Origin of the sequence: Paenibacillus sp. FSL K6-2524 (genome assembly GCF_038005525.1) — a bacterium.
GTDB lineage: Bacteria > Bacillota > Bacilli > Paenibacillales > Paenibacillaceae > Fontibacillus > Fontibacillus anaericanus.
Window position 1 is genome coordinate 4,019,583 of record NZ_JBBOSP010000001.1, and the last position, 26,048, is coordinate 4,045,630.

Annotated in this window: 27 protein-coding genes and 1 other annotated feature; of the genes, 2 read left to right on the forward strand and 25 right to left on the reverse strand. The window is 42.4% G+C overall.

All coding sequences use genetic code 11. The features are described 5' to 3' along the window. Nucleotides 1–2: 2 nt before the first annotated feature. The 18 genes from NST85_RS18450 to NST85_RS18535 form a co-directional block, all read right to left on the reverse strand. Nucleotides 3–644, reverse strand: coding sequence for a hypothetical protein (locus tag NST85_RS18450; RefSeq protein WP_341190063.1), 642 nt, complete (start codon nt 642–644; stop codon nt 3–5). A 43-nt stretch (nt 645–687) separates the two neighbouring features. Continuing rightward, a complete protein-coding gene (locus tag NST85_RS18455) occupies nt 688–867 on the reverse strand; it encodes a DUF2768 family protein (protein WP_127190879.1) in 180 nt (59 codons plus the stop codon). Nucleotides 868–1,035: 168 nt separating this feature from the next. Further along, nucleotides 1,036–1,308: a stage VI sporulation protein F gene (locus NST85_RS18460; RefSeq protein ID WP_127190880.1), complete on the reverse strand. Its 273-nt coding sequence runs from the start codon at nt 1,306–1,308 to the stop codon at nt 1,036–1,038. A gap of 136 nt (nt 1,309–1,444) precedes the next feature. Further along, nucleotides 1,445–2,485, reverse strand: a complete 1,041-nt coding sequence (locus NST85_RS18465; protein WP_127190881.1) for an NAD(P)H-dependent glycerol-3-phosphate dehydrogenase — start codon at nt 2,483–2,485, stop codon at nt 1,445–1,447. Continuing rightward, nucleotides 2,478–3,089 (reverse strand): glycerol-3-phosphate 1-O-acyltransferase PlsY, encoded by a 612-nt coding sequence (gene plsY / locus NST85_RS18470; RefSeq protein ID WP_307395837.1) that lies wholly within the window; start codon nt 3,087–3,089, stop codon nt 2,478–2,480. The genes NST85_RS18465 and plsY overlap by 8 nt, the downstream gene beginning before the upstream one ends. A gap of 11 nt (nt 3,090–3,100) precedes the next feature. Next, on the reverse strand, nt 3,101–4,423 hold the full coding sequence (gene der, locus NST85_RS18475) for a ribosome biogenesis GTPase Der (protein ID WP_127190883.1): 1,323 nt from the start codon (nt 4,421–4,423) through the stop codon (nt 3,101–3,103). 196 nt (nt 4,424–4,619) lie between these two features. Continuing rightward, entirely contained in the window at nt 4,620–5,858 is a 1,239-nt protein-coding gene (gene rpsA / locus NST85_RS18480) for a 30S ribosomal protein S1 (protein ID WP_127190884.1), read from the reverse strand. Nucleotides 5,859–5,973: 115 nt separating this feature from the next. Beyond that, a complete protein-coding gene (locus tag NST85_RS18485) occupies nt 5,974–6,561 on the reverse strand; it encodes a lysophospholipid acyltransferase family protein (RefSeq protein WP_307395839.1) in 588 nt (195 codons plus the stop codon). Continuing rightward, nucleotides 6,558–7,262, reverse strand: coding sequence for a (d)CMP kinase (gene cmk / locus NST85_RS18490; RefSeq protein WP_211350041.1), 705 nt, complete (start codon nt 7,260–7,262; stop codon nt 6,558–6,560). Before cmk ends, NST85_RS18485 begins: the two co-directional genes overlap by 4 nt. Nucleotides 7,263–7,661: 399 nt before the next feature. Next, a complete protein-coding gene (locus tag NST85_RS18495; RefSeq protein WP_211350042.1) occupies nt 7,662–8,315 on the reverse strand; it encodes a flagellar brake protein in 654 nt (217 codons plus the stop codon). 135 nt (nt 8,316–8,450) lie between these two features. Continuing rightward, nucleotides 8,451–9,818, reverse strand: coding sequence for a germination protein YpeB (ypeB, locus tag NST85_RS18500; RefSeq protein WP_127190886.1), 1,368 nt, complete (start codon nt 9,816–9,818; stop codon nt 8,451–8,453). Between the two features lie 101 nt (nt 9,819–9,919). Beyond that, nucleotides 9,920–10,072, reverse strand: coding sequence for a hypothetical protein (locus tag NST85_RS18505; protein WP_170220129.1), 153 nt, complete (start codon nt 10,070–10,072; stop codon nt 9,920–9,922). A 78-nt stretch (nt 10,073–10,150) separates the two neighbouring features. Then, nucleotides 10,151–10,840, reverse strand: a complete 690-nt coding sequence (prsW, locus tag NST85_RS18510; protein WP_127190887.1) for a glutamic-type intramembrane protease PrsW — start codon at nt 10,838–10,840, stop codon at nt 10,151–10,153. A gap of 72 nt (nt 10,841–10,912) precedes the next feature. Continuing rightward, nucleotides 10,913–11,533, reverse strand: a complete 621-nt coding sequence (locus NST85_RS18515; RefSeq protein ID WP_127190888.1) for a genetic competence negative regulator — start codon at nt 11,531–11,533, stop codon at nt 10,913–10,915. Nucleotides 11,534–11,722: 189 nt separating this feature from the next. Next, nucleotides 11,723–12,076, reverse strand: coding sequence for a hypothetical protein (locus NST85_RS18520; protein WP_127190889.1), 354 nt, complete (start codon nt 12,074–12,076; stop codon nt 11,723–11,725). A 157-nt stretch (nt 12,077–12,233) separates the two neighbouring features. Further along, complete coding sequence (gene serS, locus NST85_RS18525; protein ID WP_127190890.1) at nt 12,234–13,547, reverse strand: serine--tRNA ligase; 1,314 nt, start codon at nt 13,545–13,547, stop codon at nt 12,234–12,236. Nucleotides 13,548–13,825: 278 nt separating this feature from the next. Next, entirely contained in the window at nt 13,826–14,191 is a 366-nt protein-coding gene (locus tag NST85_RS18530) for a hypothetical protein (RefSeq protein WP_127190891.1), read from the reverse strand. Then, nucleotides 14,188–14,781: a CPBP family intramembrane glutamic endopeptidase gene (locus tag NST85_RS18535; protein WP_341190064.1), complete on the reverse strand. Its 594-nt coding sequence runs from the start codon at nt 14,779–14,781 to the stop codon at nt 14,188–14,190. The genes NST85_RS18530 and NST85_RS18535 overlap by 4 nt, the downstream gene beginning before the upstream one ends. A 106-nt stretch (nt 14,782–14,887) precedes the next feature. Between NST85_RS18535 and NST85_RS18540 the strand changes: the two genes are divergently transcribed. Beyond that, the gene (locus NST85_RS18540) at nt 14,888–15,808 is read left to right on the forward strand and encodes a hypothetical protein (RefSeq protein ID WP_127190893.1); all 921 of its coding nucleotides are present in this window, start codon (nt 14,888–14,890) and stop codon (nt 15,806–15,808) included. A gap of 168 nt (nt 15,809–15,976) precedes the next feature. Next, nucleotides 15,977–16,205: a binding site (T-box leader), on the forward strand. Nucleotides 16,206–16,425: 220 nt separating this feature from the next. Then, on the forward strand, nt 16,426–18,015 hold the full coding sequence (serA, locus tag NST85_RS18545; RefSeq protein ID WP_127190894.1) for a phosphoglycerate dehydrogenase: 1,590 nt from the start codon (nt 16,426–16,428) through the stop codon (nt 18,013–18,015). A 198-nt stretch (nt 18,016–18,213) separates the two neighbouring features. Here the strand turns inward: serA and NST85_RS18550 are convergent, their stop codons facing one another. The 7 genes from NST85_RS18550 to NST85_RS18580 form a co-directional block, all read right to left on the reverse strand. Then, nucleotides 18,214–19,659 carry an ATP-binding protein gene (locus NST85_RS18550; protein ID WP_127190895.1) on the reverse strand — a complete coding sequence of 482 codons (1,446 nt, stop codon included), beginning with the start codon at nt 19,657–19,659 and terminating at the stop codon, nt 18,214–18,216. Nucleotide 19,660: 1 nt separating this feature from the next. Further along, nucleotides 19,661–20,377, reverse strand: coding sequence for a response regulator transcription factor (locus NST85_RS18555; protein ID WP_127190896.1), 717 nt, complete (start codon nt 20,375–20,377; stop codon nt 19,661–19,663). A 63-nt stretch (nt 20,378–20,440) separates the two neighbouring features. Continuing rightward, nucleotides 20,441–21,703: a cytochrome c biogenesis protein CcsA gene (gene ccsA, locus NST85_RS18560; protein ID WP_341190065.1), complete on the reverse strand. Its 1,263-nt coding sequence runs from the start codon at nt 21,701–21,703 to the stop codon at nt 20,441–20,443. Further along, nucleotides 21,700–23,367, reverse strand: coding sequence for a cytochrome c biogenesis protein ResB (gene resB, locus NST85_RS18565; protein ID WP_341190066.1), 1,668 nt, complete (start codon nt 23,365–23,367; stop codon nt 21,700–21,702). The genes ccsA and resB overlap by 4 nt, the downstream gene beginning before the upstream one ends. Nucleotides 23,368–23,389: 22 nt before the next feature. Then, nucleotides 23,390–23,917, reverse strand: coding sequence for a redoxin domain-containing protein (locus NST85_RS18570; protein WP_127190899.1), 528 nt, complete (start codon nt 23,915–23,917; stop codon nt 23,390–23,392). Nucleotides 23,918–24,041: 124 nt separating this feature from the next. Next, nucleotides 24,042–24,797 (reverse strand): pseudouridine synthase, encoded by a 756-nt coding sequence (locus NST85_RS18575; RefSeq protein ID WP_127191173.1) that lies wholly within the window; start codon nt 24,795–24,797, stop codon nt 24,042–24,044. Nucleotides 24,798–24,925: 128 nt separating this feature from the next. Beyond that, on the reverse strand, nt 24,926–25,906 hold the full coding sequence (locus NST85_RS18580; protein WP_170220130.1) for a DUF2167 domain-containing protein: 981 nt from the start codon (nt 25,904–25,906) through the stop codon (nt 24,926–24,928). Between the last annotated feature and the right edge of the window lie 142 nt (nt 25,907–26,048).

Here is a 26,048-nt window from a genome sequence, read left to right on the forward strand (position 1 = left end):
CCTTACGCCTCACAGTTTCGATTTCGGAACCATTGCTCAGCTAATGTCGGGCTGTCTAACAGATCAGCCAATTTGTTCACCAGGTGGGTGTTCCAATCGTTCCTTTTGAGTAACTTTAATAAAAGCGGCAAATGTCGCTCCATCGACCCCCGCATGACCTCAGCAATCGCTAGATACCGGTCCGGTCGTTCTCTCAACAAGTTAAACAGCAATTCATGACTCAGTGGCATTAAGAACATATTTATGCCCTCAAGTTGACCCAGCACAGCTTCTTCGTGTAATACATTAGACACTTCCGTCCTATAGCCACCATCCGAAGTCTTCACTTCGAACCCTCCGACTAGTTCTAACGTCAAATTTCCTAGTCTATAATGACTAAGTCGAGATATATATACACCACTTTCATCAAGTCGCGGGACATCCAGCAGAACGTCAGCCAGTTGTTCATGCAGCAGCACTGCATCATCCATATCCGCATAGATGTCAACATCCCTTGGAGGAGTTCCAAGCTTAACACCCTGTAACCAAAGCCCACAGCTCCCGCCTAGCAACCAAGGATTTCCAAAGTCTTGCAGGCGGACACTGAGCTCTCGGAGTGCCATTAATACTTCGGAATATAGGTTATCATTTATGTCTGAAATCATATGTATACCTCTTCTCTATTCCGCTTCCGCTAGAAATCCTATCCTATGTAATCGATACAAGGCCGACTAGAAACCCAGTCAACATCATAACAAACGCGATCAACGATAGAATTCCTTTTACCCAACTTTTCGTCTTATTCCGGGCAAACGTGATCAAAAAAACAGATAACCCCATTACGAGAACCGCCGCAATGGATAACCACATTTTGGTCATAGCGTCCATAAGCGTTATCTCCCACTTTTCCATATTATTGATATGATAAATATTATAGCATTATCAAACAATTCAGGCTACGAACCTACCTATTACCACAAAAAAATAAGGCCTACAGCTTCATCGCCGCAGAGCCTAAGTCCTATTAATTACTTGTTAATCGGTCTAATACCCGCCTTATTTCTTCATCATTAATTTCATTAATGCTTCCATATTGGAAGGGTTCATGCCGCTCTTTTTCACAGCCCCGATGATCTCATTAATTGTAGCCTCAGAAACAGGTACCTTAGCCATTGTTGACACCTGCTTAATTAACTTACGCAGTTCAGTTTCACTCTGAAGTGTCGACGGCTTCACAGTACTAGCCAGTTTTTTAACGTTACCATCCGTGAGATGTTTGCCACTTTTCTTATTAATAGCATTCAGGGCTTCTTTAGAAATTTTACTCATCGTTTCGCCTCCTCCACTGTCCTCTTCAACAATGTATGAGGTAGGGAATCAAAAGGTGAGTATGCGTTAGCCTTATTGAGAAGCGAATGAACTAACAATAGTTTGCTACGTAATAATCGTAGCTAATTACGGCTTACTATGTATGCCATTGTTCCCATGTTTCCTGAGAAATAACTTCCATCTCTGTCTTCCGATCACGGCCCATAAGTGCCTCTACGGCCGTCTTAGGTTCCCTTCCTTCAAACAGAACAGAGTAGATCTGGTTAGCAATCGGCATTTGTACTTTATATTTCTCTGAAATCGTGTGTGCAGCCTTGGTTGTTCGAATGCCTTCCACTACCATGCCCATCGAACTTAGGACGGTTTCTAGTGGCTTACCTTCACCCAACATATACCCTGCACGCCAGTTACGACTGTGCTGACTTGTCGCCGTAACGACCAAATCACCAATTCCAGCGAGTCCAGCAAAAGTCAGAGGGTTAGCCCCCATCTCTACACCAATTCGCGTGATTTCCGCAAGTCCACGAGTTAATAACGCAGCCTTCGCGTTGTCTCCATAGCCAAGACCATCAGACATTCCGGCGCCAAATGCAATGATATTCTTCAAAGCACCAGCAAGCTCCACACCAATCATATCCCGGTTAGTATAGACACGGAAATAAGAGTTCATAAACAAATCCTGAGTTAAACTCGCCTGTTCATCATCCAGCGAAGCTACCACAACCGTTGTAGGACAACGTTTAACAACTTCCTCCGCATGGCTTGGTCCCGACAAGACGACAATCCGGCCTTCTTCACATCCTAGTTCCTCGGAAATAACCGTCGAAATACGCTTCAAACTTTCCGTTTCAAACCCCTTAGTTGCATGTACTACTGTCATCTCTTCATGCCAATAAGGTTTTAAGGAACGTGCTACTTCACGTACAGCTGAAGAAGGGGCAACAACGATAACAGCCTTTGCTCCTCGTACAGCTTCTCCCATATCACAAGTAGCTGCAATACGCGAAGATAAATCAACACCAGGTAGAAAACGCTCATTCCGATGGTGGTGGTTGATTTCATCCCTTTGTGCTTCATTTCGCGTCCAAATGGCAACATCCATCTCTTTATCCGCAAGTACGCTAGCTAAAGCCGTTCCCCAACTGCCCGCTACAAGCACAGCAGCTTTATTAGACAACGCGTTCTCCTCCCTTGGAACCCAGTTTATTCTCTCTACCTTGAGCTATTTTTACAATGTTGCTACGGTGTCTCCAAAAGGCAAAAATACAAATGAGCAAACTGGCCCAAAAATATGGACCTATTTCACCGAAAATCCATAAAAATAGCGGTGTCAGTAATACAAAAATAAGCGAACCCAACGAAACATACCGAGTGAAAACAATTAATAAAATTGCAATCGCACCGGCATATAGCGCAGGTATAAGGGCTAGGGTAGCCATGACTCCAATCGTTGTTGCTATCCCTTTACCACCACGGAAGCGGAAATAGAGTGGCCAATTGTGACCCACGATGGCAGCGATACCGCAAAGCGCAGGAACCCACTCAGAACCCTCTCCAAGCCAGCGACCTAACCATACAGCTGCAATACCCTTTAATACATCGAGAATAAGAACCAGAATAGCTGGTCCTTTTCCCAGTACACGCAACGTATTGGTCGCCCCAGCATTTCCACTGCCATGCTGACGTATATCAATGCCTTTCAAGGACTTCGCCAGCAGGACACTGAAGCTGACCGAGCCAAGTAAATAACTGAATAACACTGCAATTAGAGATGGAATCACGTTATTCTCTCCTAACCTTCATCTGATTTACGTCTAGTAAACAAGCGAATTGGTGTACCTTCAAAGTCGAACGCAGCTCGGATTTTGTTCTCCAAGTACCGCTCATATGAAAAGTGCATCAAATCAGGGTCGTTTACGAACACGACAATCGTTGGAGGTTTGACCGCTACTTGTGTCACATAATTAATTCGTAGACGACGTCCTTTATCGGTAGGTGGAGGATTAATCGCGATAGCATCAGAGACAACATCGTTCAACAAATGCGTCTGTACTCGCTTAGTATGATGATCTGCCACATGCTGCACAACGGGTAGAAGCTTATGCACACGTTGCTTAGTTTTGGCTGAGAGAAATACAACTGGAGCATAGGTCATAAATAGGAAATGGTCACGTATTTTTTGTTCGAAATTTTGCATTGTTTTATCATCTTTAACAACAACATCCCATTTGTTTACAACAAATACGGAAGCTTTCCCAGCTTCATAGGCATATCCCGCGATGTGCTTGTCCTGCTCGATAATACCTTCTTCACCATTGATCAAGACAAGTACAACGTCAGCACGTTCAATCGCCTTCATGGCTCTCATAACACTATATTTCTCTGTCGTTTCGTACACTTTACCACGTTTACGCATACCTGCTGTATCAATCAACACATAACGTTGTCCATCCCGCTCAAATGGTGTATCAATCGCATCTCGCGTTGTACCGGCCACATCACTCACGATTACCCGTTCCTCGCCAAGAATTGCATTCACTAGAGAAGATTTACCAACGTTAGGTCGACCAATCAACGCTACACGGATAATATCTTCATCATATTCTTCCTCTTCTAAATCAGGCAGTTTATTAACTATTTCGTCGAGTAAATCGCCAACCCCTGTACCATGGCTTCCGGATACAGCAATTGGTTCTCCAAAGCCAAGGTTATAGAACTCATAGATATTGTCCATTCGACCAAGGTTATCTACTTTATTAACAGAAAGTACAATCGGCTTACCTGAACGGTACAACAGATTTGCAACTTCTTCATCCGATCCTGTCACACCATCTTTAGCATCACACATAAAGACAATAACGTCTGCCTCTTCGATCGCAAGTTCTGCTTGCATGCGAATCGATTTTAAAATAGGCTCTTGATCATCCAACTCAATACCACCGGTATCAATAATGCTGAATGACTTACCATTCCATTCACCAATACCATAAATCCGGTCACGTGTAATCCCCGGCTTATCTTCAACTATAGCCAGTCGATCACCAATAATACGATTAAAGATTGTGGACTTACCTACATTAGGCCTTCCAACAATCGCCACTACGGGTCTTGCCATGCGCACTCCTCCTAAAAATATCCTTCTATATAAAAGTCGATCAATTCTTAATTACCATGAACCACGTTACTCATCATAGCAAAAAAAGAATTAAATGGCTAACGTTTCAGTTTTCATGAAATATCGCCCTAAAAATAAAAACGGCGAACCACCTTCAAAGGAGGTCCGCCGATTATTATGCCTGCTTAAATCCTGCTTACTTCCATTTGCTCAGCTTATCGCCGAAACGTTCAGCTAGCGTGAAGCTCAATCCTTCATTACTTAGAGAAACATTTGGGTTGTTACCCAAATCTTCTTTTTTCACACTACTGCCTCTGGAAGGTCTGTCAGTTCTAGGAGCAGCAGCTGCTGGAGCTTCCTCAGTTTCTTTGATGCTGAGGCTAACACGTTTTTCAGAAGGGTTAACATCCAAGACTTTAACTTGAACGGTTTGACCTTCTTTCAACACTTCATGAGGAGTGCCGATATGTTTGTGCGAAATTTGAGAGATATGAACGAGTCCTTCAACACCTGGAGCGATTTCTACAAATGCACCAAAGGCAACAAGACGTCTTACTTCACCGCTCACGATATCACCGATTTTGAATTGCTCAGTAGCAGTTTCCCAAGGACCAGGAGCCGCTGCTTTGATGCTTAAGCTGATTTTCCCTTTTTCAGGATCAACTTTAAGCACTTTCACTGTAACTTTGTCGCCCTCGGAAAGAACGTCAGCTGGTTTTTCTACATGGCTCCATGCGATTTCGGATACATGTACAAGTCCATCCACGCCACCTACGTCAACAAATGCTCCGAATTGAGTCAAACGTTGAACAGTACCTTCAAGCACTTGACCTTCTTTAAGTTCGCCCATGATTTTGAGTTTGTTTGATTCGAACTCTCCATCAAGAACATCCTTAGCAGAAAGGATTACTTTGTTGTTCTCACGATCAATTTCTTTCACTCTTACGCGAAGTGTACGTCCTTTGTAGTCGCTGAAGTCTTCTACGAAATGACGTTCAACCATAGATGCAGGAATGAAACCACGAACGCCTACGTCTACCACGATACCGCCTTTTACAACGTCGGCAACGACAACTTCAAAGATTTCCTTACTGTCGAAACGTTGTTGCAACTCATCCCAAGCGTTTTCGCCGTCGATTGCACGTTTGGAAAGAACAAGACGCTCTTTCTCATCGTCAATGCTAACAACTTTTGTCTCAACTTCTTGGCCAACTTCTACGGCTTCCGAAGCATTGCCCAATTGGACGGAGGACAATTCACGAATAGGAATAACGCCGTCATATTTATATCCAATGCTTACATAAGCTTGGTTATCCTCGATTTTGACGATCGTTCCTTTGACGGTATCCCCTTTTTTCAAAGATACGATTTGTTCCATTTCATCCTGGCTTACCGCTTCAACGGCTTCTTGACCATTCTTTAGTTCTTCCGACATGTCAATACCCTCCTAAATTCAAAAAAAACCATTTATTTAAACCCGCTCATAGCGAAGTTCAAAACTACTTTAATTATAGAGTTCCATATATTCCCGACCTTCATTCATATGCTAATTACTTAACGTATGATAATCCTAGAGCTTTCAACTCAGCAATGCGGGACATAATCTCCTGGGTAGCCAATTCGACCGGATCCGAGTCAGGAATATCCTTAACTTTGGATAGATCCACTGGTGCACCATAGATCACTCTAACTTTACGAAACAACTTATAATTACCGATGATTGCTACTGGTATAACAACAGCATTCGTGCGTAGTGCAAAGCTCGCAGCACCCTTCTTACCTGCTCCTTCGTCGTTTCGGCTACCTTCTGGGAAGATACCCATAACTTTGCCACTGCGAAGGATATTAAGCGAATTCTTAATAGATTCCTTACTAACTCCACCCCGTTTGACGGGAAAAGCACCTAGCTGAGTAATTAGCCAACCCAATCCAAACACATCAAAGAGTTCTTTTTTGGCCATAAAATGAACTTTACGATCAAGTAAAATCCCGATAGTTGGTGGATCAAAAAGACTGATATGATTGGATGCAAGTAGCACACCACCCTCTTGTGGTATGTGCTCCAAACCACTTGCTTCGAGACGAAACAAAAACTTATAAATTACTCGTAGTAAACCGCGGCAAACATTATAAATCATGCTTTGCTCTCCATCCCATAAATCTTACAATAAGATACGATGGTTTCCACTACTTCCTCAATACACATATGAGTTGTATCCAGTAGTCTCGCATCATCTGCCTGACGAAGCGGCGAAATCTCCCGTTCCTGATCCAGACGGTCTCGCTCAGCAATATCCGCAGCAAGTTGTTCCAACGAAATTGCAGATTGTTCCTTCATTTCCTTGTACCTGCGTTTCGCCCGTTCTTCCACCGTTGCGGTCATATAAACTTTGACTTCTGCATCGGGAAGTACTGTCGTACCGATATCGCGTCCATCCATCACGACGCCTTTGCGTAAAGCCATTTGCCGCTGCAGAGAGACAAGTCTGCTTCGCAGCCCCTCGATTTGCGCATATCGGGATACTTTTGCATTAACCGCAAGAGAGCGAATTTGTTCCGTAACCTCTTGTCCATTAACTAATACCTGTTGTCCATTCTCTATCGGTATTAAATCGATAACCAGATCTTTTACAATTTGAAGCACTTGCTCAACTTCTTCCGGTTCGACACCAAGACTCTGGCAATACCAAGTAGCTGCCCGGTACATTGCACCGGTATCGACGTAGACGTAAGACAACCTACCCGCAACCATACGGGCAATTGTACTCTTGCCTGCCCCAGCAGGTCCGTCAATCGCGATGTTAATTTTGCCACTAGATGCTGACGTTACACTTGCCAACGGGGCACTCCTCCTCAGACACTGTCTCAAGAAAAAAGCAGGCTTTGCCTGCGACGTAAAAATTATACCACACATACTATAGGGATGCAAAAACGATCCACTGCAAATTTTCTTTTTTATCGTCTTATTGATTTGTGTATTGGGACACCCTCGTACCACTCAGCAGAGGAAATTAACTTGCGTAATTCCGGTATTCGTAGGGCTCCCTGGAAGATAAATAAACCTATTAACAATGTAATTACTGCCTTTATTAACCAAGGCTCGACGATCCCACAAAATTTTAAAAACAAGTCAGTGTAGTTTTCATCATCCCTGCTGTCCATAATAAAGAGGTCCCCTTTTCTGTTGAATAATTCTAGCTTATCCAATTCTAAAAAAGAGAACCGTATATCCATCGTATTAACGATTTTTGAAATCAAATTGACGTTCAAAGCAATATCGAATCAACTTCTGCCGTTCAAAATCTGAGATGCTAAGATATTTCAACATCGTGATCCATCTTCCAGACTCCAACTTTTTTGAGCGGACTACTTCTGCTTCAAATGGTACATGTTCTATCGTCCCTGTCTTGTATGGGACAAGCAGCCAACACTCCAAAGTATCTCCTTCAGATAAGTTATAATTTTCATCGGTCAAATAGGAGACGCCACCCCCTCCAACATCATCTGTATATGCCAAAAACCGAGTGTTATCTTTCAATTTTACGGCAATTTCCAATTCAGCAACTACACGTAGAAAATCACGTCTTTGGATTTTTGTAATCGACTCAGGTTCTGGTTTGCGAATCCGTATCAGTTTTACCACATCATCAGCAAATCCAAGCACATATGTATTGAAATAATGTTTGATGCCGCCCTCGGTCAAGAAATATACAGACAATTCATCACCCAAAAACAATCTCTTACTCTGTCCACTTTTCATATCCATTGGAACTTCAATTAAAAATGATTCTTCTTCAATATCTGCGATCCGCGACTTACATTCTTTATTTACTTCATTCTTATCCACTGATGCTACTTGAATGTACACAAAATCGTTTACTTTAGGAAACAAGTTCCTCCACCCGCCCATCATTAATAAAACTACAGTATGGCATAATTATACCACGAGCCGGAGGAGTGGACATGTATAAATTCAACAAAATAAAAAGAGAACGTTCCACAAATTAGGAACGTCCTCTTGAACTTGTTAAGAAGCTGTTGGTGATTTTGCACTTTTGATTTCTTCAACTGTTTCTTCGGCACCCGAATCCGCGTTAATAAATATACGATACTCCGAGCCGTTAATTTTCCCTCCAAATTCGTAAGTGAGCACTTTTTCCGACATTTCGTTCTCAATAATCGCTAAGCGACTGTAGTCCATCTTATAATCCGAGTTCAGGTATTTCTTAGCTTGCTCCAAAGTAAGCTTCGGCTTCGTTTTAGTCACCTTCGCTGCCTCACCACTCTCATGTTCATACACATAATCAGTAGCTTGCATACCTGTGACTTCTCCATCGTCAAGTGCAACTCGAAGCGAGATTTTCTCTGGATAAATGAGGATCTCTCCCGACTTGCTAACAAAAGTAAAGTTACCAATGTCACCGAACTCATCATAAAATACAGCTGTTAGATCAGGATATCCTTTGTTCTGAAGAAACTCTTCAGCCCGCTTTTTAGCATCAGCATAGGAAACAGCTTTCTTCCCAATCTGACGATCTTTATTATAAGAAATCAAATGCCCCCCGTTACGTGTATAATCGAGGCTTACCGATTCTCCATTCTTTTTAGTCTTAACCTTTGCGGTATATGAAGCCCACTCGGTTCCCTTACCGTTTTCAACAACTTCTATCGCTGCAGAATCCTTAGATCCTACAAATTGGGCAGCCTTTTTCTTGATATCCTCTATAGTAGTAGGTGTATCGCCAAGCTTTTTAACGGAACGTTTGTTATAAATACTAGCGATTGACGGACCCCAGTCGAGCTCAGGATATTCACCAACTTTTTTGTCCACCGTCTTAAAACCGTCTATAATGCTATTTTCTTGATCATTTTCTGCTGCTAATGCGGTTTCAACATCCATCCAACGCAACCTGTCGTTAATTACTTTATCCTGAACTCCCTGCAAATCTTTAGAGATTTCCGCGGAATTTTTGTACAGCTCTTTCAAGTTCTTAACCTCGTTCTCGCTTAGAGGCTGCTTAGTCAAATCACGAACTGCTGTTTGATAAGAAAACTTAGATATCCGTGATAGCAACTCTTCCGTCTTATTAAATGGGAGTAAAGTCAATGGTAATTGATTAATCTCATTTTGAGCCTCGCTTGTAATCCTCCAGACATTAACCAGTCCTTTTCTTTGTGAACCGGTCGAAGCAGAATGTAACGCTAACGTATTCCCCAGTTCACCATGTAACTTATCCACATGGAAGGACAAATCGTGGAAAGCCCGCTGATACTGGTTCTCCGCTTTAATCAAAATGGCATTCTTCTCTTGGTTCTCTTGATAGCCCCATACCATCGAGCCGATCAATAAAAGAGTTACTATGGGAAATAATACTGCACTTAAACGCTTATACATCTTGATGTGCTCCCCTTTCTTCAACTAAAACTAATTGAAGTTAGTTTGACAAGAAGAAAGGGGCTTTATTCATAACAATAAATTATATGTAAATATATTAATTAGAGCGCCTCCATTTCCTCAATGAAGAACTGCTGGTTGTCGCATATACATCGCTTAAATCCCGTTTGAATATGTCCTCGATCCTTTGTTCCTCGGAGTACAAAACGTTCGCCGCAAGACTTGCAGGTAATTTTCACTTTCACACGCGCCAAAAAGGCACCCCCCTTCCAGCTAAACGGCGATTTTTATGCCGTAAATAACTAGAATCAGGATGCCCATTTTTTCGGAAATTAGTCCTGTCCCCCTGCCCGAGTTAACCGGAAAGGAGAACGATTATTAGCACGATATATCTTTCCGATGCCACCATACCAGAGGAATGCCATCAATGGAACAATGTACCACACCCAATATTGAGTGATATTGTCTAGTACCCAATCGTACACTCCATGCCATAACATAGGGAGCATTAATGAAAAGAGGAGATACTTTACAGTTCTATTACCAGTAGAAAACTTGGCTCGGCCCATGTAATACCCCATCATCACACCAAACATTGCGTGTCCCGAAACTGGCAGTAATGCACGAATAAGTAATGCACCAACTGAAACCTGACTTGCTAGAGCAAAAATAACATTCTCTACTGTTGCAAATCCAAGCGAAATTGCTGCCGCATACACAATACCATCATAGGGCTCATCAAACTCCGTATGGTTATAAATTAGATGGAAAAGTACGAACCATTTCATCGCTTCTTCTACACCTGCGGAAATTATGAACGCACTAACAAAAGGACTATCCCCCAGCCATATTTCCAGTCCTCGTTGCAGGATCATAACAGGAAGCACTATCAGAAATCCAAGAAAAAACATCTTCATGACCATATGCAACGGTTCCGAATCGTACTTGTCCTTAAGATAAAAATAAGTCAGTAAAGCGATACCTGGGGCCACCGCTGCAATTCCAATCGAGAAAAAGAGCAACGGTTATCCCCCCTATCTAACACTTTTCCGTTTCTTATCTCTACCAAGCTAGCAAATAACCCGCTAATGAAGTTAATCCTGACGCTTAAAATGGCTACAAATCACACCAATGGCATTGTCTGCCATGATGACATCGCCGTACTCCTCTAGCATAGCTGGAGTAACCGATGTCGCTTCGCCGAATTCAGCCAACACAGCGATTATAGCTGCCTGTTTTCCTTCTTCTAGCTCCTCAGGTTCTAAGTGCAGAACCCATTTCCGATTATATTTATACAATCTGCCGGCATCGGCAAGCATATGCTGCAGAACATGGGCCGCTTCAATCAGAATTTCAAAATCATCAAACGAATACAAAATCGTATCGCTCTGCTCTAGCGTAACTTCCATCTCATAAACCTCTTCTGACATTTCATCCTCATAAGGAGATGGGCCTCCATGATGATGGTGATCGTATTTCCCGCGCGTCACTATGACGACCATTCCTTGAGCAGGTAGCGCGAACACTTCAACAGCCAAAGGTCCCGTAGCATCAAATCCCACTTCACTATAAGCCTGATCCATCATTTCGGTGAACAGGTCGTGGACTTTGGGAATTTCATGCCACATGTCCTCTTTCTGAATACCTCGTTCGCTAAGATCGTCAAACGTGAGGAAAATCCGTATCTTGTCATTACCTAGTCTTTCTATCTTCATACAGGATCCTCCTCTCCAAGCCTTGTTATCACAGATTATGAAACCTGTTCTAATATGTGCTGGAAATGGTTCTTTGTAATTATGTTATCATTAATTTTCTGTAAATGCACGCAATAAAATAGCCAAAAAAAGAATCATTTCCCGCCCACGAACTCGTGAGCTGAAAATGATTCTTGGAGTTAAAGATGATTACAAGCCTGGGATTACCGTATTTGTTTCTTTTAATATCCCTTCGACCTCACTGCGGACATCCGGATTTCCCTTAATGAATTCCAAGATTTGTTTCAGACTATGTTCCTTCGAATGATCCTTATCCGATGTGGAGCAACAACTGGGATGCACCTGGGTGCCTGAGGACCCGTTGGAGCTTGAATGTGACGTCGAATGATCACTCTTATCATTTGAATGACCTGACATCATACCGGACCAGTTCATCATGGACCCCGCGTCTTTTGCTGCGGTTAATAAACTTTGATTTTTCTTCGCCCAAGTTGTAGCTACAACCCCAAGGAGAATCCCGCATAGAAATGAGGATGACTTCACCTAAAAAACCTCCCTTGATGTATTAAAATCATAGGTAGTGTTCACTCATTTGAATAAACTCATTCGGCATAAATACAGGAAACCTCTCACTCAGATCTTCTTTCTCTGAGTTCATACATGTTCCTTCATTTTCGAACGAGATAATGCGACTCACTCTTTATAGGGCTTCTTCGTCCAGAATATCCTTCACATCTAAGGGCATTAATACCTCACGATTCCCCATATATTTACGCAGAGCTGGGGGGATATAAATCGAACCATCCTCTCGTTGATGATTCTCAAGCAGTGGAATCAATATCCGTGGTGATGCAACTGCCGTATTGTTAAGCGTATGACAATATACCAGGCGCCGCTCAGCATCATGGCAGCGAATGTTGGAGCGTCTGGCTTGAAAGTCGAGTAAGTTTGAAGATGAATGTGTCTCACCATAAGTCTCACGGCTAGGCATCCATGTTTCTATATCGTATTGTTTGTAAGTTTTTTGAGACATATCGCCTGTACATACCAACATTACCCGATACGGAAGTTCTAACAAACTGAGCAATTCTTCCGCATGGGAAGTAATTTCTTGAAGAAGTGCTTCTGATTTAGCTTCGTCCGGGTCACAAATGATGACCATCTCCACCTTGGCAAACTGATGCACACGATACAACCCTCGCACATCTCTTCCAGCAGATCCAACCTCACTTCGGAAGCAGTTCGACACCGCTGCGAGTTTAATGGGTTCCTGTAAATCTAATACCTCGTCAGCATAATATGATACTAAAGGAACCTCTGATGTCCCCACCAACCATTTATCTGCGTCATTAACCGCATAAGTCTGCTCTTGTCCTATCGGGAAATGCCCTGTATTAATTAGAGGTTCTTCTCTCACCATTAATGGCACTTCCATTGGTGTGAATCCCCGTTCAAGCAGCATATCTAAAGCTAGCTGCTGTACAGCTCGATGCAACAGAAGTCCAGCCCCCTTGAGATAATAACTCCGAGCTCCGCCTACTTTCACCCCACGTGGCATATCGATGATATCATGCAATACTCCAAGCTCCATATGATTCCGAGGCACAAAATTCCATTCCGGTAGTTCTCCCACACACCTTACCTCAACATTATCGAGATCCGACTGTCCAATTGGAGAGTCAGGCGAAGGGACATTAGGAATAAGCAGCATTAGACGCTGCACATTCTTCACAGTCTCCTCCAACTTCTCTTCTACGGAACTTAATCCTTCATTGAGGTTCTTAAGCGATTCACGCAAAGTAGCAGCTTCAGCGTGCTCTCCAGCTTGCAGTAGCGCTCCCATTCGATTAGACCCGAGGTTTCGTTGCTCACGAAGTGACTCCGTCTCTCTCATCAACGCTCGTCTTTGATCATCCCAGCTTATTAATTCCTGAACAGAAACCTGAATTCCCTTTTGATCAGCCGCTTCTTGAACTTTTGCTGCATTACTTCTAATCGATTTCAAATCTAACATACCGTATCCCTCCATTTGTCCGTAAAAACACAAAGAGCGCCCTCATCCCTTGGGACGAGGAGCGCTCTGCTCGCGGTGCCACCCAACTTATTAAAGCAATAACATTACTTTAATCTCTTGGTTCCGCGATAACGGACGGGGCCGGTTAACTTAAGGAATGACTATGATTCCTTTGGCGAAAACGCCTCCGAGTTGGATTCTCTTCATAGGCATATTTCCGAATCTTTAATTTATTCTTCACAGTATACGTTACCCAATTATCAAAATCAATAGTCATGTTACCGCACATTGTTGTATTTTTGCCCCCACGGTGAGTCACTGATTCCCCACCAAAGCAAAGCAATCATAATTGCTACAAAAATAATCACTAAAGAATTAAAGAACCATCTCGTTAATTTCAGCCTTTGTGATGGAAACAATTCTCTTCGCGAAGGCATATTTTCCGGCGTATTCACATTCTGAGAAGCGGGCTGTTTCTGTTTCCTGATACCTAAATTTAAAACATCTTCGTTGATACTGTATTCATTACTGGAGTAGACTTCGGAATTATCCATAATGTTTGTAGTAGAATCATCATCTTTGCTCATTTTCCCGCTACGGCCACGCCCATGTCGTTCCATTCTACTCAGTCGTTGTTCATTCATGATTCCCTCCGAAATTTAATCACTAAGCCCGAGATAAAATCAATGAGAAAGTGACATATAATCGGAGCCCAGAGACTCCCGGAAAGTATATAGATATAACCTAGTCCATAACTGCTAGCAAACACCCAGCCCGTAGGAATCCAATGCTTTAAATATCTAATATGGATCACTGCAAACAAGATACTTGTCCAATAAGGACCTATCCCATGTTGAATCGCCCCCCGAAACAGCAATTCCTCACAAATAGCCACTACAGCAGATATAACAAAGATATGCCAGATAGGACGTTTGCGGAACAACATGACGTTAATACCACCATCGTCCAGGCTATCTTCTGCTATAAATTTGGAGAGTAAGAGGTCAATAACAAACATTACAACCGCTAAACCTACACCCCAATACAAAAATTCGACACTTTTAGGGAAATGAAATAAGGAAATCGGGTTCCGTTTCTGAAATAAAAGTATCACTAAGCCGATAAATAAAGTAAGTCCTTGAGTAATGTATAAATTTATTAATAGCAAACGATCATTCAACTGACGGGGAGCGACTGTTCTAATCTCAATTTTACCAAACTTGAATTTTTTCATAGTTTCTGTCAAACCCTGTCCTTTATAATTGATCTATAAGTACATATCTCAGTATAGCTTAGACTCTTGGACTTTTTAAAAATACTTAGTTAGGAGTGTCATTATTATGATACGAAAACGTAACTCCCGATTTGAAATCTTCTTTATACTTGGGTTCCTCTGCACTCTCATCATCGCATTTGGTACATTCTTTATGGGTATGAAAATGGGTATTGCACAAACTGAATCGAAATATGCTTATTTAAAAATTAACATCCCAGAATTAGAAACGGAAGATTCTTATACTCAGCAGGATTTGGTCACATTCTACTACGTAGTATTTCAACCGTATCAGCAGTTTAAAGATAATTATTTAGCTCATATTGACATTTTAGGTCGGAGTGATTCCAGTTTGAAATCTAAAGCTACGCTACGGGAAATCCGCGATTCTGCTCAAAAACAGTATGAACAAATATCTGCCACATCCATTGCTGCATCCTCCCCTTTGTTGAAGGATGCTCACGGAGACATTCTCAAAAGCTTAAAGCTTTTTGACGAAAGCATAGACCGAATCCTTTCAGAATCCGGAAATAATAACGGCTCCCAATTTGCGAAGAGTTTAGCAACAGATGAATTTACGGAAAAGGCCATAAACTTCGGTCTTCAAGCTCAGAAAAAATACTACACCTCCATACTGAAATGGACAGCTAAAGGTAATCAGAATATCTCGGCAGATTACATTTTTAGTAAGGATACCACAGTGCAACAATGGTCGAATTTATCTCTTGCTGTCAAAAACAAAGCTGTGACTGACATCATGAACACTGACAACTTATTCGTCTCTTACCTTCCACAAGATATGACTGCAAAGATTGATCAAATGATCGCTAGTGGTAAGGCATCAAGTCTAAACCTTCATTCTGTGTCATCCATTGTGAAAATTCTCACAGAAACTGAAGCTGTACAAAGTAAAGAATTCGTAAAATGGAAAACTACTTATTATGCATCCGAAAAACTTCCCGCGCTTCCTTTCTTTGTCGAGGATTAGTTACAATCATGATTGTTTTATGACAAGAAATAGCGATATGCGACATTATTAAAATCATAACCAAAATAACACGCAGATTCAAGGCGGCAGTTGTAAAGAATAAGAATATCATCCCCATAGTATTGACACGTACTTCTTTGCATGTTACATTATGAAAAATTGAATTTGTGAAACACTGTGAAGGAACAAAGTGTTCTGCATGCTTTACAGAGAGCCGGTGGTGCTGCAAACCGGTAGCAGAAGAACAACTTTAGCACTCCTGAGTCATTACGCTGAACTTCAAGTAGGCGTAATCGGATGAACTCCGTTATCAATCTTGTCATTTATGACAATAAAGGCTGCTTCTGTGAAGGCGCAGCGAATTAGGGTGGTACCACGAACAACTCTCGTCCCTTACTACGCAAGTAGTATGCGGATTGAGGGTTTTTTTTATTTATCCACTACTTTTCTGGGCTATAAGGGTCAATCCGTAACTCCCTACACCCCTACTCTTTGCTGCAGTGGAACGGTAATGGGGAAAAGTAGTTCAAAACTAAGCTAATGCTTCCGAAGAAAGTTTTGTACGTCCACTTTTCGAGGAAGCTCTGCTATACAAAACTTTTAGGAGGAATTAAACCATGTTAAAAGTACTAGTATCGGATCCAATTAGTGATCTGGGGATTCAACAACTTATGGATGCAGACGATGTTGTAGTTGAAAAGAAGACAGGACTTAGCGAAGATGAATTGGTGGAAATCATTTCTCAATATGACGCTTTACTTGTTCGTAGCCAGACAAAAGTGACCGAGAAAATCATGGAAGCCGGAAAAAACCTAAAAGTAATTGGACGCGCGGGTGTTGGGGTTGACAACATTAACCTCGAAGCTGCCACAAAACGCGGTATTATTGTTATCAATGCTCCAGATGGAAATACAATCACGACTTGTGAACACGCCTTTGCTATGATGCTAGCTCTTGCTCGCCACATTCCACAAGCTTATGCTAAGACAATTCAAGGCACATGGGATCGCAAGTTCCTTGGTGTTGAACTTCGCAACAAGACACTAGGCGTACTTGGCATGGGTCGGATTGGTAGTGAAGTTGCTAAACGTGCTAAAGCGTTTGGTATGGAAATCCTCGGCTACGATCCGTTCCTCACTGAAGACCGTGCAGAGAAGCTTGGAATAACGCTAGCAACTGTTGATGAAATCGTACGTAACGCTGATTTCATCACTGTGCATACCCCACTAACACCAGAAACCAAGCACATGATTTCCACTCCTCAGTTTGAAGTGATGAAGAAAGGAATGCGTATCATAAACTGTGCTCGCGGCGGTGTTATTGATGAGACAGCTATGCTTGTTGCGTTGGAGCAAGGCATTGTTGAAGGTGCAGCTTTCGACGTATTCGAACAAGAACCACCAGCAGCTGATCATCCATTCCTGAGCAATCCGAAAATCATCGTTACTCCTCACTTAGGTGCTTCTACAATTGAGGCACAAGAAAACGTAGCTATCGACGTTTCGGAACAAGTACTGCATATTCTTCGAAATGAATCTTTCAAAAATGCAGTTAACATGCCACCGGTTGCTCCAAGCGTAATGAAAAAATTACAACCTTACTTCGAGCTTGGAGAAAAGCTTGGTACGTTCGCAGCTCAACTTAACGACCAGGCTGTGAATGAGATTCAAGTGGACTATGCTGGTGACCTATCGGAAGTGGATACCCAGCCATTGACTCGTTATATTATCAAAGGTGTATTATCCCGCCATTTCGGGAATGACGTTAACATTGTTAACTCGATGCATCTTGCCAAGGTTCGTGATGTAAATATCGTCGTGTCCAAGGCAACAGCTACTAAAGGCTTCACGAATCTAATTAGCGTAACACTCAAAGCAAGTGACGGCACAGAACGCCGCATTGCTGGAACTTTACTCAATGGATATGGCGCACGAATCGTCCAAATCGACAAGTTCCCAGTGGATATTTCACCTGAAGGTAATCTAATCTTTATTTCACATAATGACAAACCTGGTATTATTGGTCATGTTGGAACGCTACTTGGTAAAAACGAAGTTAACATTGCCTCCATGCAAGTTGGTCGCAAGGTTGTCGGCGGGGAAGCTATCATGGTTCTAACGGTTGATAAAGCAGTGTCCAAAGAAGTATTAGACGATTTGACTAAACAACCAGAATTGAACAAAGCACTACAAATCACTTTCGAATAAGCAATCGAAGAGACTACTAAGAAGTGTAATAACGGTATTTTTAATTTTTAGACCAAATAGAAACGGGTACCCTCCATTTAGGACGGTACCCGTTTTTGCGTCAATATTGCAGCAAAGCTCAATATTGTTCCACGGCGAACAAGATTAATCTTGTGCGTTCAACAAAAAACATCCTTTGGCCAAAGGATGTTTTTACGTTTACTGCACCTTTTCGACAGGGAGCATTAGATTGAATACCGTTCCCTTGCCTACTTCACTCTCTGCATGAATGGAACCGTGATGAGCTTCGATAATATTCTTCACAATCGAAAGTCCCAGTCCTGTACCGCCAGCTTCGCCACGTACACGTGCTTTGTCGGCTTTGTAGAACCGTTCAAATATATAAGGCAAGTCTTCGGAAGGAATCCCTATACCCTCATCCTGAACAGAAACTTCTAGCACTAATCCACTCGTGCGCTTCACTGTACCCGCAATAATAGTGATATTTGCTCCCTCTGGAGTGTGTCTAAAGGCGTTGTCCAACAAGTTGGTTAATACTTGCTCTAAACGATCCTCATTAGCCTCCTTCAGGTAGAGTTCATCATTTCTAAACTCTAAATTAAGCGCAATAGCATTATCTTTGGCACGAACTGCAAACTTCCGATACACCCGCTCGACAAGTGCCCGGAAATCTACGTGTCTCATCGTCGTATCTGTATGACCAGCTTCCATTCGAGCAAGATCGAGTAAATCGCGAACTAATCTCCCCATCCGCAATGATTCATCATGAATGACCTGCACAAGCTCCATGCTTTCCGTAGGTGAAGTTGCAATCCCATCCAATAAGGCCTCGCTGTATCCTTGCATCATAGAGAGTGGTGTACGAATTTCATGTGATACGTTGGCGACAAAGTCTCTACGCATCTTCTCAAGTCTGACTTCTTCCGTCACATCACGCAATACAGCGACTGCGCCACGGATTTCACTCTCGGCTGTTAGCGGTGCCATGTGAACAGACCATACCCCCTGCTTCACATGTACATTCGAGCTCTGATCACCCTCTTGATTCAGCACACTCCGGAACAAGGGCAACAGGGGTTGAGGAGCCAACGTACCCGATCGATCATGTTGACCTTTCCCCACTAAACCCTCTTCCTCTTCTTCCGGCAAATCGCCCCACGATTTCATAATTTGATCTCCTGGAGGGTTAGTCAAAATAACACTACCTTCTCCATCCAGTGTAATCACTGCATCATTCATGCTTCGCAGCACACTTGCAAGATGCTCTTTCTCGTGGTTCAGGCTGCGAATCGTATTCTCCAATTCTTCCGCCATATGATTGAAGGCACTAGCCAATTCACCGATTTCATCGGTTGTACGAAGTGACAGACGCGTATGATACTTTCCTTTGCGTATCGAGTCAGTTGCCTTTATCAATTGCTGCATCGGTTGAGTGATTTTGGTGAACAGAAATAACGCAAAAAAAGTCGTAAGCGAGAAGCCGATCATCGAAGCGATGACAAATAATCTTTTGATGGCACCAGGATTAGTGAAATTCGTATCAATAAAAGGTAACAGGAATAACCCTAAACTGAGCAACACACAGGCTACCAGACAAATGATCGTAATCCACAGCTTGCCAACGAGTGTTCTCCAGAGGCTCAAATTATTTCGCGACCTCCAGTTTATAACCTACTCCCCATACCGTTGTAATCATCGCTGCGGATTCCGGAGATACTTTATTCAGTTTCTCGCGAAGTCGTTTCACATGAGTATCGACCGTACGCAAATCACCAAAAAACTCATAATTCCAAACATCCTTTAGCAGTTCTTCACGTGAGAATACCTTGTCAGGAGAAACTGCCAAATAATGAAGCAACTCATATTCTTTGGGGGTCAGACTGACTTCTTGACCATTAGCAGTCACCCGGTGTGCATCATGCTCAATAATGAGATGAGGGAACACAATATTGTTGCTAGTGCCACTTTCTTTGGTTAAATAGGCTGTTGCCGAAGCACGTCTCATGATGGCTTTCACCCGAAAGATGACTTCTCTAGGGCTAAATGGTTTGACTACATAATCATCTGCTCCAACTTCAAAACCTTGAACCCGATTAATCTCTTCCCCTTTTGCTGTTAGCATAAGTACAGGAGTTGACTTAATTTGTCTTAATCGGTTGCAGACCTCAACGCCATCAATCCCAGGTAGCATTACATCTAGCAGAATCAAACCATAATCATTCGCACTTGCTTTTTTGAGAGCGGTCTCACCATCTTCCGCCTCATCGATCTCATAACCCTCTTTTTCCAAATACATTTTAAGCAGACGGCGAATACGTTCTTCATCGTCGACTACTAGAATGCGGTTCTCTTGATCTGACATGGACAACAACCCCTTCATCATCTTACCCATTCACTTGAGATCTTGTATGGTTTGATTATATCGTTAGTCTGTGCCCGCGTAGGAATGCAAACCAGAAATAACTAAATTAACTCCTACGAGCGTGAACATCACAACCAAAAATCCGATAACTGCGAGCCAGGATGCCTTACGACCCTGAAAACCGCGTGACAATCGAAGATGTAAATAAACACTATAGAACAACCAGGTAATGAGTGCCCAAACTTCTTTGGGATCATTTGCCCAGAAACGCCCCCAAGCCTGCTGAGCCCAAATCATCGCAAACACAAGTGCTCCCAACGTAAAGATCGGAAAACCAATTGCGATAGCTCGATAGCTAATTTCATCTAGATCATCTGCAGCTATTCCCTTTAAGAATGGAGAAACTGCCTTACCTATCGGCTTACGTATCAGAAGACGTATTAACCCATACAGTAGGGATCCGGAAATAACTGACCAAACGATCGTGTTCAACTTGCGACCTGCATTTACTCCAGCCATCCATGACGGGGCTTCAAACAAAGGCTTATCCATCCCGAGGAATGACTTTACGCTCTCAGACTGACTTTGATAAGGGGCTACAATGGGAGGCATTTTATAAACCACTTTCCCTATTGTACTATCTTGTTGTACTTGGTTGTCAATCGTTGTCGAATTTGTTGTAAAAACCGCTTCATATCCTGCGGCTCGAAATGCGAAAACAGAGCCAATAAAGCCCACCAATATAATTATAGAAAAAAAAGTGAATTCAATCCACCATTTTTGTCGACGTGTCGATTTATCGTTCTCACCGAATGGAATACTACGTAGCAAATACATAAATCCTGCTACAAAACCAACAGCGAAGAACGATTCACCAGCTGCGGCGAGCGTTACGTGTATGTAGAGCCATATCGATTTCAATGAAGGAATCAACGGCTGAACATCCTGGGGAAATACTGCGGCATAAGCCATTATAATGATCGCGATAGGAACAGCGAACATTCCAAGTAAGATTTTACGATAAATCAGAAATACGATAGTAAAAGCAATCATTATCATCATGGATAAAAAGGACATGAATTCATACATGTTACTTACTGGAATATGTCCACTATAAGCCCAGCGAGTTCCACAATAGGCTAAATGGGACACCAAACCAATTGTGGAAGTCGTAAAAGATATCCTTCCCCATTTCCGCTCATGTTGCTGTGGATCTCGGTTTCTCCACGTTTTTCCCGTTACTGCGATCACATAGAAGATAAACGCTACACAATACAGATAGAATGCGATGACGAAAGCCTGCTTACTGAATTCTAATAAACTCATGGCCGATTCCCCCCGTTATCCAATGACTTCTCATCCACTTCTACACCCATGGTTTGAAGGAACGATGACACCTCGCGGCGCATTCCGAACCAATTCTTAGTCGTATGTCCACCAAGTGTTAGTATTGTATCGTCCACACGTAGCCAAATCCGGCGATGCTGCCAATAGAATCCCATGATTAACCCTAACATAACGATCCCGAGTCCCAACCATACAAACGGCATGGCCCTGTCGATACGTATATTCAAGTAGCTACTTGAATTGCTGAAGTCTACATCTTCCATAGCCAATACGTCCAATTCCAACTTATTCTGAAGACCGCCGAGTTTCTCGTTGATAGCGTCCTGTTGAAAGCGTTCTTTGTCTATTTGCTTAGGGAAATAAATATATTGGCCACCCGTTTCTGGCACTCCCGGACCTTTGATTGTAAATAAAAATGCGGGAGCATTCGGTTTGGCTGATTTGGAAATGGGTTGCCCTTGATCATTTAACGAGAAGTCCATAAATTTATTACTAAGTTCAAGTGTGTAAGGTCCTAGTTTGAACTCACGCAGGGGGTTTGTCATATCAAGCTTAAACTTTCCATATTGCTCACCTGTCGTCTTATCAACCAATACAGGCTGTACTGATCGAAGCTTGGGGGTCAGATCGAAATCAAATTGATACGCTGAAAGACCTTTATAACTTAAAGGGTCATTCACTTGAATCGCATGTCGTTTAACCTCTTCGAGCACAGGGATTTTTGATGGATCCCCGCAATCCGCAGTACACTCGTACAACACAACTTTTGTTTCAAAAAGTTTAGGAACTATTTTACCCGTCCCTTTGAAGTCATCCGACATCTCTTCTTCGCTATAATATTCCACTCTAAACTTCTCATTTTTCAAATAAAAAGTTGTATCTGGAATCCGTGTAATCTCGCCTTCTTGAAACCAGTAATGCTTATCAAGATGTAGACCCGGTAATCCACGGAATAATACGGCAAGTAAGAAGATAATCAACCCGATATGAATGACATAAGGTCCCCAGCGGCTAAACCGTTGTTTCTCAGCCAGAAGTGCGTCGCCGTCAATGTGGACGCGGTAGCCCTTCTTCTTCAGTGGACCAGCACATCGCTGTACCCACTCAACGGCATTCTCTTCAATAGGACCTTGATAAACGACTTTCTGCCGGGTGAGAAATTGCAAATGCTTCCGAATCTTCTGTTTGGAGAGGGCCTTGTACAGTGGCAGTACCCGATCCAAGCTACAAATGATAAGTGAGGCTCCGATCATCACTAGCAATGTGATAAACCACCACGACTCATACGTATGAGATAGACCAAGCTTATAATAGATATCGCCAATTGTCCCATAGTTCTCTTTATAGAACTTTGATGCATCTACTTGCACGAAGTTACTTTCTTGCTGAAATATCGTACCGAAAATCGAACCAATCAGCGTAAATATAATGAGATAAATAGCGACTTTAACGGATGAGAAGAAGTTCCAAACCTTGTCGATAATATTGGGATTAACCCGCTGAGAACGTCTAGCGGTCCCATCATAGCGCATTTCAAGGACTTCTCCAGAATCAACCTCAAACAGTGGTTTCCCACAAGCCTCACAAAGAACAGTTCCTACCCGGTTCTGATGTCCGCATTCACATTTTGTATTCTCAATCAACAGAAAGCCCCCTCTATCTTCATCAAGGATTCACCAGTTGCCTGATTTGGTCATTAAGACTTTCCAAATTCAGTTCCCCCTGATGGATGGAGGATATTTTCCCATTCTTGTTTACAAAAAATGTTGTTGGCATCGGTACAACACCGTATTTCCGAACTGCTTCATTATCGCTATCAAACACCACAGGAAAATTCACACCCATTTGCTCGGTAAAATTACGCACGGTCATTTCGTCTTCTCCCGTATTAATCCCCAGAATAACGACTCCCTGATCGCGCCATTTCTCCCATTGAGCTTGGAGCGCGGGCATCTCTTTCACACAGTACGTGCACCAAGTAGCCCAAAAGTTGATGACTATCGCTTGCCCCTTGTAGTCATTCAGGGTATGTACTTCTCCATCAAGTCCGAGCAGTTTGATGGCGGGTGGCTTATCACCGATTACCGGCTTGCCGTCCCCGCCCCCGATTACCGCCGTACTGATGGCATAACCACCAAGGATTATGATAAGTAGCAAAATGACGACTTGTACAGGCCGTCTCGCTTTCCCCATCTCTAACTTCCTTCCGTGACAATAATCATATTATATGAACAAATAGTGAACATCATATGAACATTATAACGAAAATTGACTCGGTTTCAGCTAGGTTGAAGGGGCAAATGTGAAAATTGTGTGTCTATTTTCGTTTGCTAGGTTTACCTGGCTTGCCTGCATTTCTGGCTTGTTTAAATAATCCCTCGATCTCTTCTTTAGTCAAGTATCTATATAGGCCCCTCTTCAAGTTGCCTAGAAATAACTCACCAAACGAAATTCTCTTCAATTTAGTTACTGGATGCTGGATTGCCTCGAACATCCGACGTACTTGACGATTCTTTCCTTCATGAATCGTGATCGAAATTGTCGAAAATTTACCCTCGGGATCAATATCCTGATATTCCACTTCCGCCGGCGCTGTAATTCCGTCCTCAAGCAGAATTCCATTCTTAAGCTTGTCAAGTGCTGAACCGTGGGGTACGCCTTTAACAGTTGCTACGTATGTCTTGGGAACATGATGCTTGGGATGCGTCAGAAGATGAGCGAATTCACCATCATTCGTCAGCAATAGCAAACCCTCGGTATCGTAATCAAGTCTCCCAACGGGATAGAGACGTTCCGGAATACTCTTCAAATAATCCGTAACAATCTTCCTGCCTTGTGGATCTGATGCGCTCGTAATAACACCTTTAGGTTTATTAAAAACAACATACAGCTTCTTCTCTGCACCGATGGTTTTTCCTTCAACAGAAATTACATCAACCGCAGGATCAGCCTTTGTACCTAAGGTAGTAACGACCTCACCGTTTACTTCCACCTTACCTTTTAAAATCAGTTCTTCACATTTACGACGCGAAGCGATACCCGCTCCAGCTAATATTTTCTGCAATCTTTCCATGTTCAATAAGTCACCTCATAAACATGATACCCATAGGAGAAGAAAATCACAATAGGAAGCACCTTTCTAATCACAAAACGACCCGCAGGTTAAAATTCCCACGGGTCGTATCATTCTACTACATTCTACTATTCCGGTCGATTGAACCTATCATCGGAATTAAATCGGTCATCTGATTGACCAAATCTATCATCCTGTCCATTGTTCACTTCAATCGGCTGCTGTTGCGGCGTAACTTTCTTCTTCTTCCTGAATATCAGGCGTCCAACAAATGCAAAAGCAGCAATAATAACGACGAATCCCTTCTTAAGTACGAGGAGTATAAGCGCTAATAGTCCTGATTTCTTAGCAACTACCGCACCGGCCCCACCAAGGATAAGAGCTGTCAAACCATATTCAGCTGTCTTATCTGTCTTGGAATTATAATCTTCATAACGTTGTCCTTGCTTCAAATTAAAACCTGCAAGAACTTCATTTTCCATAACTGCGCGGTCTGCTTCTAAATTCTCAGGATCAGTTACAAGTATCGCGGATACAGTTCCTTCACGAGTCAAAATACGTATGTTGTAGTTAACCAATGGGTAATCTTCGGAGTCATGAAGCAAAAGTGACCAAGTTAAACTATGTAAAGTTTCATCATAATGTGGAGGCGTCTCCCAGCCATCTACAAACAAATGATTCTCCACAGCGAGTTTTTCATTTGCCGCTTTAGTTCCTTGCTTGTAACTTTCAAGTAGATCATCGGCATTTATTTTATCTTTGTCTTTATCCTTTATATGTCCCGTATCTTCGTATTCAAGGTACAATACCCATCCTTGATTCTCATCCGCAGGGAAAATTGAAGCAATTTCAAGACCATCTGGAATGTTTCCACTTTCCTCCAAATAGGTAATTGTATCCGCCTCATCAAGGAAATAATATCCTTCGTTAAGCGTCAGATCAGCGAGTCCTGATCCTACCTCGATACTTTGTCCTGTTCCTTCTACCCAATTGAGCTCAGTCTCTGCCAGTGCTTGAAGTGGAAAAGATGCGAAAATCAACATACAAATTAACGTAGTGGCTACCCCTAGCCTTATTCTGTTACTCTTTCTGGTTCTGTTCTTGTGCAAATTCATTCTTCCTCTCTCATTCATGCTTATGTATTTTTATAATAATTCCCATTTTACATATAGAAATCGAATATGGATAGACTTTTTTCCTGTATTAGGGAAATCAACATAAAAAATGACTTCTGAACTAGTTCAGAAGTCA

What these genes read in the sequence shown, in the direction of transcription:
- NST85_RS18450 (WP_341190063.1), bottom strand. Translation starts at nt 644, where the DNA reads ATGATTTCAGACATAAATGATAACCTATATTCCGAAGTATTAATGGCA.
- NST85_RS18455 (WP_127190879.1), bottom strand. Translation starts at nt 867, where the DNA reads ATGGACGCTATGACCAAAATGTGGTTATCCATTGCGGCGGTTCTCGTA.
- NST85_RS18460 (WP_127190880.1), bottom strand. Translation starts at nt 1,308, where the DNA reads ATGAGTAAAATTTCTAAAGAAGCCCTGAATGCTATTAATAAGAAAAGT.
- der (WP_127190883.1), bottom strand. Translation starts at nt 4,423, where the DNA reads ATGGCAAGACCCGTAGTGGCGATTGTTGGAAGGCCTAATGTAGGTAAG.
- rpsA (WP_127190884.1), bottom strand. Translation starts at nt 5,858, where the DNA reads ATGTCGGAAGAACTAAAGAATGGTCAAGAAGCCGTTGAAGCGGTAAGC.
- NST85_RS18485 (WP_307395839.1), bottom strand. Translation starts at nt 6,561, where the DNA reads ATGATTTATAATGTTTGCCGCGGTTTACTACGAGTAATTTATAAGTTT.
- ypeB (WP_127190886.1), bottom strand. Translation starts at nt 9,818, where the DNA reads ATGTATAAGCGTTTAAGTGCAGTATTATTTCCCATAGTAACTCTTTTA.
- NST85_RS18515 (WP_127190888.1), bottom strand. Translation starts at nt 11,533, where the DNA reads ATGAAGATAGAAAGACTAGGTAATGACAAGATACGGATTTTCCTCACG.
- serS (WP_127190890.1), bottom strand. Translation starts at nt 13,547, where the DNA reads ATGTTAGATTTGAAATCGATTAGAAGTAATGCAGCAAAAGTTCAAGAA.
- NST85_RS18530 (WP_127190891.1), bottom strand. Translation starts at nt 14,191, where the DNA reads ATGAATGAACAACGACTGAGTAGAATGGAACGACATGGGCGTGGCCGT.
- NST85_RS18535 (WP_341190064.1), bottom strand. Translation starts at nt 14,781, where the DNA reads ATGAAAAAATTCAAGTTTGGTAAAATTGAGATTAGAACAGTCGCTCCC.
- NST85_RS18540 (WP_127190893.1), top strand. Translation starts at nt 14,888, where the DNA reads ATGATACGAAAACGTAACTCCCGATTTGAAATCTTCTTTATACTTGGG.
- serA (WP_127190894.1), top strand. Translation starts at nt 16,426, where the DNA reads ATGTTAAAAGTACTAGTATCGGATCCAATTAGTGATCTGGGGATTCAA.
- NST85_RS18555 (WP_127190896.1), bottom strand. Translation starts at nt 20,377, where the DNA reads ATGTCAGATCAAGAGAACCGCATTCTAGTAGTCGACGATGAAGAACGT.
- ccsA (WP_341190065.1), bottom strand. Translation starts at nt 21,703, where the DNA reads ATGAGTTTATTAGAATTCAGTAAGCAGGCTTTCGTCATCGCATTCTAT.
- NST85_RS18570 (WP_127190899.1), bottom strand. Translation starts at nt 23,917, where the DNA reads ATGGGGAAAGCGAGACGGCCTGTACAAGTCGTCATTTTGCTACTTATC.
- NST85_RS18575 (WP_127191173.1), bottom strand. Translation starts at nt 24,797, where the DNA reads ATGGAAAGATTGCAGAAAATATTAGCTGGAGCGGGTATCGCTTCGCGT.